9 protein-coding genes and 1 pseudogene are annotated in these 10,876 nt (G+C 47.3%); 7 read left to right on the top strand and 3 right to left on the bottom strand.

Annotation, left to right across the window (positions count from 1 at the left end; translation table 11 throughout):
• Positions 1-257, top strand: a pseudogene (locus tag AC4E7D_RS03440) (polyphosphate kinase 2); the annotation flags it as partial.
• Positions 258-268: 11 nt separating this feature from the next.
• On the opposite strand, the gene AC4E7D_RS03435 reads toward AC4E7D_RS03440, so the two are convergent.
• Positions 269-1,087: a ZIP family metal transporter gene (locus tag AC4E7D_RS03435; RefSeq protein ID WP_490172410.1), complete on the bottom strand. Its 819-nt coding sequence runs from the start codon at positions 1,085-1,087 to the stop codon at positions 269-271.
• A gap of 1 nt (position 1,088) precedes the next feature.
• A complete protein-coding gene (locus AC4E7D_RS03430) occupies positions 1,089-1,751 on the bottom strand; it encodes a metal-dependent transcriptional regulator (RefSeq protein WP_490172409.1) in 663 nt (220 codons plus the stop codon).
• Positions 1,752-1,843: 92 nt separating this feature from the next.
• Between AC4E7D_RS03430 and AC4E7D_RS03425 the strand changes: the two genes are divergently transcribed.
• Positions 1,844-4,123, top strand: a complete 2,280-nt coding sequence (locus tag AC4E7D_RS03425) for a TonB-dependent receptor (protein ID WP_490172408.1) — start codon at positions 1,844-1,846, stop codon at positions 4,121-4,123.
• Between the two features lie 48 nt (positions 4,124-4,171).
• A complete protein-coding gene (locus AC4E7D_RS03420; RefSeq protein ID WP_490172407.1) occupies positions 4,172-5,314 on the top strand; it encodes a lycopene cyclase family protein in 1,143 nt (380 codons plus the stop codon).
• Here the strand turns inward: AC4E7D_RS03420 and AC4E7D_RS03415 are convergent.
• Complete coding sequence (locus tag AC4E7D_RS03415) at positions 5,311-6,288, bottom strand: polyprenyl synthetase family protein (protein ID WP_490172406.1); 978 nt, start codon at positions 6,286-6,288, stop codon at positions 5,311-5,313. The genes AC4E7D_RS03420 and AC4E7D_RS03415 overlap by 4 nt on opposite strands.
• A gap of 257 nt (positions 6,289-6,545) precedes the next feature.
• Between AC4E7D_RS03415 and AC4E7D_RS03410 the strand changes: the two genes are divergently transcribed.
• The 4 genes from AC4E7D_RS03410 to AC4E7D_RS03395 form a co-directional block, all read left to right on the top strand.
• Positions 6,546-7,151, top strand: coding sequence for a TetR/AcrR family transcriptional regulator (locus tag AC4E7D_RS03410; protein WP_490172405.1), 606 nt, complete (start codon positions 6,546-6,548; stop codon positions 7,149-7,151).
• Positions 7,152-8,486 (top strand): TolC family protein, encoded by a 1,335-nt coding sequence (locus AC4E7D_RS03405; protein WP_490172404.1) that lies wholly within the window; start codon positions 7,152-7,154, stop codon positions 8,484-8,486.
• A gap of 21 nt (positions 8,487-8,507) precedes the next feature.
• Positions 8,508-9,680 (top strand): efflux RND transporter periplasmic adaptor subunit, encoded by a 1,173-nt coding sequence (locus AC4E7D_RS03400; RefSeq protein WP_490172403.1) that lies wholly within the window; start codon positions 8,508-8,510, stop codon positions 9,678-9,680.
• Between the two features lie 4 nt (positions 9,681-9,684).
• Positions 9,685-10,876, top strand: a 1,192-nt coding sequence (locus AC4E7D_RS03395) for an efflux RND transporter permease subunit (RefSeq protein ID WP_490172402.1), incomplete at its 3' end; no start/stop codon positions are given.

The following is a 10,876-nucleotide window of genomic DNA, read 5'->3' as shown; positions in this document are numbered from 1 at the left end:
CGCTGCGATTCAAAGAGATCAAATCCAATCCACTTAAACGTTGGAAAATGACGCCGGTAGACCAGAAAGCACAGGAATTATGGGATGAATATACCGCCTTCAAACTGAGGATGTTTGAACATACAGACCTCAAACACTCCCCATGGGTGATCATTGATGCCAACCGTAAAACGGATGCCCGGATCGAGGCCCTACGATATATACTGGACAACATCCCTTATGAGAAAATTCCCCAGGAAGAGGAAATCACATTTTGAGGGGACCCCTATCAACCCAGGCCCACGTCCAGCATCATCATGATGATAAAACCGCCGATGAAGCCCATAGTGGCGATATCGGTATACTTATCTAATTGTGTTTCCGGGATCACTTCTTCTACCACCACAAAGATCATCGCACCCGCTGCAAATGAAAGGGCATAGGGGAGTATCGGTTCAAAGGTAAGTACCGCCCAGGCGCCGAGTACGCCGGCAATGGGTTCAACTATGGCTGAAGCCTGACCGTAAATCCAGCTTTTTTTCCGGCTCAGTCCCTGTCTCCTGAGGGGCATGGCCACGGCAAATCCTTCGGGAAAGTTCTGCAACCCGATACCCAGGGCCAGGGCCACCGCACCGCCTATGGTAGCGCCTTCGAAGCCGGAAGCTACCCCTCCAAACAGGACCCCCACGGCAAGTCCCTCGGGAATATTGTGCATGGTGATGGCCAGGATGAGTAACGTAGTTCTATGCCATGGGGTTTTGATACCTTCACTCTCCTTAAAGTTGATATGTATGTGAGGCAAAACCTTGTCTAAACCATAGAGAAACACTGCACCGAGTAAGAACCCTACGGCTGCAGGAATGACCTTCATAAAACCCTCCCCGGGGCTCATTTCTATCCCAGGTGCCAGCAGACTCCAGAAACTTGCGGCCACCATAACGCCTCCCGTAAAACCGAGCATTCCGTCAAGCACTGCCCGGTTCATCGTTTTAAAGAAGAAAACAAGGGCAGCCCCCAAAGCTGTGAGTACCCAGGTAAAAAGCGTGGCATATAAAGCGGCCAGGATAGGGTTAATGGTTTCGAAATAGTCGATTACCTGCTGTATCATATCAAATTAATTTGAGGTAAAGGTTGGACGCTATCTGATGGGAGAGGCGTATTTTCCTGTCCCCTACAGCCACCAGGAGGGAATTGTCATAATCTTCCCGTTCCAGGAGCCGGATCGTATCCCCCAGTGAAATTTCATGGCGATCCAGATATTTCAACAAGGATGCAGACGAATCCTTCACCCCAATACAAATACCTTCTGCATTTTCCGGAAAATGGCTGAGTAATTGTTTTTCACGCGACGGATAGTTCCCATCCTTTCCGGGTATGGGGTCCCCATGGGGATCATACTGAGGATAGCCTAAATGATCATCAAGGAGGTCTACCAGTTTCTCGCTTTTAATATGCTCAAGTTGCTCAGCCACATCGTGTACCTCATCCCAGGAAAAATTCAATTTTTCCACGAGAAAAACTTCCCAAAGCCTGTGTTTCCTGATAATAGATAAAGCGGTCTTCTTTCCGAGATCGGTGAGGGATACTCCCTTATACTTGCGATAATTCACCAGTCCCTTCTCTGCCATACGCTGCATCATGTCGGTCACTGAAGATGGCTTGGTCTTGATTCTCTTCGCAAGGTTCGTCGTCGATACCGCAAGTGTACCTTCATTGCCTAAATGAAAAATCGCTTTGAGGTAATTTTCCTCTGAATAACTGGTACTATTCATTCTCACAAAAATACATTTTTATTTATAAAAACATATTTTTAGTTTTGCCTAAATATTATTTAAGGAGTCAATAAAAAATGAGGGCAATAGGGATGAAATACAGGCTTCGGCTATCCTTTTTAATAGGGTTGATCTCTTGTTTCGCTTACGCCCAGGAAATCACGATAACCGGAACGACGGAGAGTCCAGATGGCCCGGTGGCTTTCGCCAGCATTTATCTGAAAGGAACTGCATTTGGGACTGCTGCAGACGAAAATGGCAGGTTTACCCTGAATGGCATACCAAAAGGCCGCTATACCCTCATGGCCAGTGCTGTGGGATATGAACTGTTCAGAACTACCATATCGGTATCCGGTAAAGAGAACCTGGTCCTCAAGGTAGCGCTTATCCCATCAGCTGAACGGCTTGACGAGACTGTGGTTACCGGGACACTAAAGCCGGTGAGCCGGCTCGAAAGCCCTGTCCCCGTAGAAGTGTACAGTCCGGCTTTCCTTAAAAAAAACCCCACCCCCAGTCTTTTTGAAGCGCTGCAGAACGTAAATGGCGTAAGGCCGCAAATCAACTGTAATGTCTGCAATACGGGAGACATCCACATCAACGGGCTTGAGGGGCCCTATACCCTGGTCCTTATAGACGGCATGCCCATTGTTAGCGGATTGGGTACGGTGTATGGCCTTACAGGTATTCCGAACGCCCTGATCGAGCAGATTGAGATCATCAAAGGACCGGCTTCCTCACTGTATGGCAGCGAAGCTGTGGGAGGGCTTATCAACGTCATAACCAAACACGCCCCGCTTGCACCTGAATTCTCTGCCGACGCCTTTGTAACCGGCTGGGGGGAATACAACCTCGATGTGGGCGCTAAACTCAATATGGGAGATAAAACCGACATTTTATTGGGGGTGAACTATTTTAATTTCAATATCCCTACGGATGAAAATGGGGATAACTTCACCGATGTGACCTTGCAGGACCGGATCTCCATTTTTCAGAAATGGAACATACAACGCAAAGATTCCCGTATTTTTTCCCTGGCGGGCCGGTTCTTCTATGAAGACCGCTGGGGGGGCGAGATGCAATGGACCCCTGAATTCCGAGGCGGAGACGTCATCTACGGGGAGAGTATCTACACCCGCAGATGGGAGATCCTTGGGAAATACCAGCTGCCGGTAAAGGAAAAAATGCTCTTCTCCTTTTCTTATAATGACCACAACCAGAACTCAGTATACGGGGATATGCCCTACCTCGCAGACCAGCGGATTGGATTTGGACAGCTGACCTGGGACAAAACCATAGGCAAGCATGATTTGCTGATGGGAAGTGCGCTGAGATATACCTTTTATGACGACAGCACACCGGCAACGGCTGCGCTGAGGTCTAACGAACCGGATGAGGTATGGATCCCCAGCCTTTTCCTTCAGGATGAGATTTCCCTGAATCAAAAACTGTCTGTACTTACCGGGCTCAGGTACGACTATGATCAGCGTCATGGCAATATTTTGACCCCCAGAGGGGCTGTTAAGTGGAAACCCACAGATAACGATGTCCTCAGGTTAAATGCTGGAACGGGTTTCCGGGTGGTGAATCTGTTTACCGAAGAACACGCCGCGCTTACGGGGGCCAGGGAGGTAGTCATTTCTGAAGCCCTGAGGCCTGAACGCTCCATCAATGTAAATCTCAACTATCTGAAGAAAATATATTCGGATAACGGCACCTTTGTTGGCATAGATGCTTCTGCCTTTTACACCTATTTTTCAAATATTATCCTGCCGGATTACGATACGAATCCCAACCAGATCATATACAATAACCTGGACGGAAAATCGATCTCAAGAGGAATCAGTGCTAACCTGGATGTGGTCCTCTCCAATGGGTTAAAAGTTCTTCTTGGGGCAACCCTGCAGGACGTCAGCAATACCGAAAACGGGATTACGCAGCGGCAAATATTAACAGAAAGCTTTACCGGGACCTGGAACCTCTCCTATACACTACTACCCCTCAACCTAAGTATCGATTACACGGGTAACCTGTACGGCCCCATGCGACTACCATTGCTGGGCGACCTGGATCCAAGGCGAGAATTTTCTCCAACCTGGAGCATTCAGAATATTCAGTTTACCTTTAAAGGCCTCTCGGGGTTTCAGATCTATGGTGGGATAAAAAATCTACTGAACTGGACCCCCAACCGCGGCAATCCTTTTATTATCGCCAGGGCCAATGACCCTTTCGACAGGGAAGTGGTTTTTGACAACAATGGAAATGCCGTACCCACGGCAGACAATCCCTTTGCACTTACTTTTGACCCCTCTTACGTTTTCGGGCCCAACCAGGGGATCCGCGGATTTTTTGGATTGCGCTATCAATTGAACTAGGGAACAGCAAAGGTTCCTGCTGTAATTCGTACTTTAGCCCTGCGCAGCATGTCCAATTTCGATTATATCATAATAGGTGCCGGGGCCTCCGGAATGATGCTGGCTTCCGCTATGGGAGCCGATCCATATTTTCAAAATAAACAGATCCTTTTACTGGACAGGGACGAGAAACAAAAGAATGACCGGACCTGGTGTTTCTGGGAACAGGGTGAGGGCCCGTTTGACGAGATTGTGCACAAGGTTTGGGACGATATCTTCTTTGCTGGCAGAAAGTACCGAGCCCGTATTCCGATTCATCCATACCGGTATAAAATGGTAAGGGGCGTGGATTTTTACAGGCATTCCCTGAACAAGTTGAAGGAGTATGATCATATCACCTTCCGGCAGGAGGAAGTCAACGGGCTGAAAGAAACCGCTGAAGGGGTGGAAGTTCGGACAACTAAGGGTTCCTATAGAGCTGAAATGGTTTTTAACAGCTCCTTTGACCCCACCGACATGTATTCCCAGCACCGATATCCTGTATTGCAACAACATTTTATCGGATGGTTTGTAAAAACAGATAAAGAGGTCTTTGATCCCGGGATGGCCACGTTCATGGATTTTTCCATAGAGCAAAACAGGAATACCCGCTTTATGTATGTGTTACCTTTTTCTGCCAACGAGGCCTTAGTGGAGTACACGCTATTTTCAGAATCCCTCCTCAAAAAGCAGGAATACGAAAACGCGATTGAAGACTATCTGAAGCATGATCTGCATTGCAACAGCTACGAAGTGCTCGAAAAAGAAAAAGGCAGGATCCCAATGACGTCCTATCCTTTCAGCCGTAACAATTCGGACAAAATTCTTCATATAGGTATCGCCGGTGGTTGGGCCAAACCAAGTACCGGATATACCTTCCGGCGCAGTGCGTTAAAAGTTGAGCAGCTGGTACAACACCTGAAGGAGGAAAAGCCAATAGAAGAATTCGACCCCAGGACGCGTTTCTGGTACTACGATCTGCTGCTGTTAGACATCCTGAAACGGGATAACAGTCAGGGCAGGCGCATTTTTGAATCCATTTTTAAAAAAAGGAGCCCCCAGTTGTTGTTTAAATTCCTGGATGAGGAAACCAACTTTTGGGAAGAATTATTGACCATGTCCGGAAGTCCGGCCTTGCTCTTCCTGGATGCTCTTAGGCGCAGGGTATTCTAGACTTTACGGTCCATAAGGTTTTCCGCAAAGTTTCTGAGCACCTCTTCAAACCCTGTCGCGAGATCCATCTGTTTTAAGACATCATAGGCACGTTGGGTATAATCCGAAATTGCCTGCCGGGTAGCCTGAGCAGCACCCGAATCTCGATAAATCCTTAAAACTTCGTTTATTTTCTCCTCAGGATCTTTTGGTTTGATCGAAAACAGCTGTTCCAGTTCAAGGGCCCTTTCCTCGTCTGCGAGTTTTTGGGCCTTCAGGTACAGATAGGTCTTCTTGTTCTCTATAATATCTCCCCCAACCTGTTTCCCAAAAGTCCTGGGATCGCCAAAGGCATCCAGGTAATCGTCCTGAAGCTGGAAGGCAATTCCCAGATATTTTCCAAAATCGTAGATATGCTGCTGGTCAGACTCGGAAGCACCGGCAATAATGGCCCCCATTTTCATGGCGGCGCCCACCAAAACAGCCGTTTTGTTCGTTATCATAAGGAGGTATTCCTCCAGGGAAACATCATCACGGTTTTCAAAGTCCATATCCAGCTGCTGTCCTTCACAAACCTCGCGGGCCGTTTGGCTGAAAACCGCCATCAGGGATTTAAACTCAGCCGCAGGATAGGCCTCCAGCAACTGATAGGCGTGGATCAGCATCACATCCCCTGAAAGTATACCCGTATTTACATCCCATTTGTGATGTACCGTGGGTTGTCCCCTGCGCAAAGGCGCTTCATCCATGATATCGTCATGAAGCAGGGTGAAGTTGTGAAAGACCTCAACCGCAAGGGCGGCATCTAGGGCTTTCTCTTTTTCAGTACCAAAAGCAGATGCCGCAATCAGGGTAAGCACAGGGCGCAGGCGTTTCCCCCCCAGGTCCATAATGTAGGACATCGGGTCGTAAAGGCCCCTGGGTTCCCTTGGGCTTATCTTTTTCTTCAAGTAGGTATTGAATACCTGTCGATAGGAGCTGACAATATCCTGCATCTTCAATTTTTTTCAAAAATAAACGAAAACCGCATGCCACCACTCCCCTGCTCACAAATCCTCCTGGCATTTTCGGAAAATACCTGGCAATTGGCTTTAAATTCCCCTTATCATGCTGCTTCCGATAGCTTGCCTGCAAGTAAATGAGCTACATAATACAAGACCGGAGAAGCCTTCAATAAGAGCGTGTTAATAAATTGTAAAACTTAGGAAACTTTTTGTGTATTAAAAGTTTCCTCTGCATATTTGCCCCGCTTATGAGGGATCAAATACTGGAAAAAGCAACGGAATTGTTTTTGAATCTGGGGTTCAAAAGTGTAACTATGGATGATCTCGCCCATGAAATGGCGATATCAAAAAAAACCATTTATACCCATTTTCAAAACAAGAATCAGCTGGTAAAGGCGTGCACTTTACATGTGTTCGAAGCCATTGCTCAGGGCATTGATCATATCTGTTCCCTGAATAAAAACCCGGTGGAAGAGCTTTATGAGATCAAGCGTTTTGTGATGCAGCATCTCAAGGATGAAAAAGCTTCCCCTGAATTTCAACTCCAAAAATATTACCCTGACATCCATCTCACCCTGAATGAAAAGAAGTTCAAAATGATGCAGGAGTGCGTTCTTGAAAATGTAAAGGAAGGCATTGAGATGGGCATTTACCGGGAAAACCTCGATCCCGAATTTATAGCAAGAATTTACTTCTCTGGTGTAACAAGCCTGAAGGACCAGCGACTATTCCCAAGCAGCAAGTACTCTTCTGCCCAGTTAATGGACGATTATTTGGAATATCACCTCAGGGGTATAGTTACCCCAAAGGGAAGAAACATATTGAATGCGATCATCAACTCAAACCACGAATAAATGAAAACGAAGCTGCTGACCATAATCCTTTTGTTTGCCATGACCACTGGCAGGGCGCAGGAGGCACCCACACGGTTTTCCCTTGATGAGGCCATTGCCTATGCCCTGGAACACAATTACAGCGCCATAAATGCCAGCAGGGATATGGTGGATGCCCAAAAACAAAAGTGGGAGGTTATTGCCACCGGATTGCCGCAAATCGATGCGAACATCAGTTATCAGAACCAATTGAAACAACCGGTGTCCCTAATCCCTGCTGAATTTTTTGGAGGCGAACCAGGCACATTTCAACCTGTGGTCTTTAGTCCGCCACAATCCGCTAACGCCACAGCAACTTTAAAGCAGCAAATATTCGACGGTTCCTACATCGTAGGGGTGCAGGCAACGCGGGCCTTTTTGACCTACAGCCAGAACAATATGGAAAAAACAGAGCAGGAGGTCCGTAAGGCTGTCGTAGAAGCTTATGGGAATGTGCTCCTCGCCAATGAAACGGTAGAGATTGCCGAAAGGAATATTGCCACGCTTGGCAAAACCCTGTACGAAACCGAAAAGCTTTATGAAAATGGCCTCGGGGATGAAGAAAGCGTGGAACAGCTGCAAATTACCCTGGCATCACTGGAGAGCGGCCTTAAAAATGCACAGCGGTTTGAACGCATAACCCTGCAGATGCTCAACCTCATGATGGGCCTGCCCATTGAAAATAAAACGGTTCTCACAGAAACCCTTGATGATCTGGCCGAAAAGCAAATCGAACCCGGTTTGCTTGAATCGCCATTCAATATGGAAAACAATGTAGACTATAAGCTGGTTTTTAATCTGAACGAGCAGCGGTACTATGAATTAAAGCTCGCCAAAAGCAGGGCCCTGCCCACCTTGAATGCCTTTGTGAATTACAGTTATTTCGGTTTTGGCGACAGTTTCAATTTTCTGAACAGTGAGCAGGAGTGGTTTGAAAGTTCGGTGCTGGGATTTGACCTGAACATTCCCATTTTCAGTTCCTTGAAACGAGACGCCAGCACACAGCGCGCGCGTATCGCTTTTGAAAAAGCCAAAACCCAACTCACCGAAACAGAAGAAAAAATTCGGCTCGCCCTGGATCGCGCCAAGAGCGACTACATTTTCTCCATTGAAGAATATGAAACCAAGAAGAAAAACCTGGATCTGGCAGAACGCATAGAGAATAAAAATCAGATCAAATATGCCGAAGGTCTTGCCAGTAGCTTTGACCTAAGGCAGGCACAAACACAACTCTATTCGGCCCAACAGGAATACCTGCAGGCCATGGTTGATGTGATCAACCGGAAAACAGAGCTCGAAACAATCCTCAACAACTAAGCAAAACAAGTACACCTAGTGATGAAAAAAACGATCAGTTACCTGCTTCTGGGAATGGCCTTTTTACAGGCCTGCCAAAACAGCAGCAAAACCTCTGTAGAAGAACTGGTTTCCTCCGGGAGCCTGGATGCCATAAAGTCCAGGCGGCAGGAAATATCGGAACAGCAGAAGGCGCTCAACAGCGACTTAAAACTGCTTGATTCGGCCATTAGTGCCCTGGATACAAATAAAAAGATACCCCTTGTTACCACCATAGAAGTGCAGTCCCAGCCTTTTAAACATTTTCTGGAGCTGCAGGGGGATGTAATGACGAAGCAAAACGTGCTCATTTACCCGGAGATGGCAGGGACCCTTATGCAAGTCTATGTCAGGGAAGGACAGCAGGTTCGAAAAGGACAGTTGCTGGCCAAAATTGACGACGGAGGTATGGCGAGTCAACTCGAGCAATTGCGTACCCAAGCAGCCTTGGCTAAAACTACCTTCGAACGACAAAAACGATTGTGGGACCAGAAGATCGGTTCTGAAATCCAGTACCTGCAGGCCAAGACGAATTTCGAAGCTACCGAGAATGCCGTAAACCAGGCCGAGAGTCAACTGGCGAAATCCCGCATTACAGCGCCTTTTTCAGGTATAATTGATGATGTGATCCAGGACGAGGGCACCGTGGTAGCCCCCGGTACAGGGGTGGCTGTTTTCAGGATCGTCAACCTTTCTGATATGTATATCTCCGTAGATGTGCCTGAAAGTTACCTGGAAGGCGTAACGAAAGGAAAGGAAGTAAGGGTATATTTCCCGGTTCTGGGTGATAGTGTAACTACAAAGGTCCGTCAAACGGGTAATTTCATCAATCCAAACAACCGCTCCTTCAACGTGGAGATCCCGGTACCCAATCCCTCCGGGACGGTAAAGCCCAACCTTACTGCCCGGGTACAGATCAACGATTACAGCAATCCCGAAGCCATCCTTATTCCACAGAGCGTGATCTCCGAAAATGCGGAAGGGGAACAATATGTCTACCTGGCTGCGGAGAAAACGACTGAAGGCATAGCCAGATCGGTTAAAAAGGTCGTGACTACAGGAAAAACCCAGGGCGACTTTGTTGAAGTCCTCTCAGGTATCCAAAGCGGGGACCAGGTAATCAAAGAAGGGGCCCGTAGCGTGCGCGAGGGGCAACAAATCAAAATAATACAATAGTACCATGAGTCGGCAAAAGAAAAATATCAACAAGGAATTCCGGTTGTCGTCCTGGGCTATTGATAACCCCTCAGTCATCTATGTGATGATCGGAATCTTCTTTCTCATCGGTTTGTCTTCCTATTTTTCAATGCCGCGGGAGGACTTTCCAGAGGTAAAAGAGACGAAGATATACGTAAGCACGGTCTATCCCGGAAATACTGCAGAAGATATAGAACGTCTGATCACAGACCCCCTGGAAGACCGCCTCAAAAACGTCAGTAATCTGGTGGAGATCACTTCCACTTCCCAGGAAGACTATTCCATGATCGTAGTGGAATTTGACGAGGACATTTTGGTGGAAAACGCCAAACAAAGGGTAAAGGACGAAGTGGATGGAGAGAAATCAGGAGAAGACTGGCCCATTTTCAACGGCGCCAAGGTAGAGCCCAATGTCTTTGACCTCAACCTTTCCGAATCCTTTCCGATTATGAATGTCAATATCACGGGCGATTACCCCGTGGATAAGTTAAAGGAATTCGGAGAGTACCTGGAAGAGGAGATCGAAGACCTCCCACAGATCAAGGAAGTGGATATCCGCGGGGCACAGGAAAAGGAAGTGGAAGTAGCTGTGGATATCTATAAAATGATGGCCGCCAGGATCAGCTTTGACGATATCATACAGGCTATAAACGGAGGGAACATGACCATGTCTGCCGGCAATCTCAAAACCAGTGGGCAGCGGCGTACCATACGTATTCTGGGTGAGATCGAGGACCCTTCTGAACTGGAGAGCTTTGTGGTTAAATCCGAAAAAGGAGATGCGGTATACCTAAAGGATATCGCTGAAATATCCTTCAAAGAGGAAGAGAAAACCACCTATGCCAGGGATCGCGGTAAAAGCGTGGTAATGCTTGACGTCAAAAAACGCTCAGGGAAAAATGCAATCACTGCCGCAGATGAGATCAAAAAAATCATTCAGGACGCAAGGGAAAATTATTTTCCGCAAGACCTGAAGGTTTCCATCGCCAATGATTCTTCTAATCGTACCCTGAACCAGGTAGACGACCTCGTGAACAACATTATTTTCGGGATCATCCTTGTGGTTACCGTACTGATGTTCTTCCTTGGATTCCGCAACGCCCTCTTTGTTGGGTTTGCAATCCCCATGTCTATGTTCATGTCCTTTATGATACTCTCTGCCCTGGGCTATACCC

The sequence above is a fragment of the Lentiprolixibacter sp. genome (genome assembly GCF_982873095.1).
The sequence above is the reverse complement of the archived record's forward strand: the minus strand, read 5'-3'. Positions and strand labels throughout refer to the sequence as shown.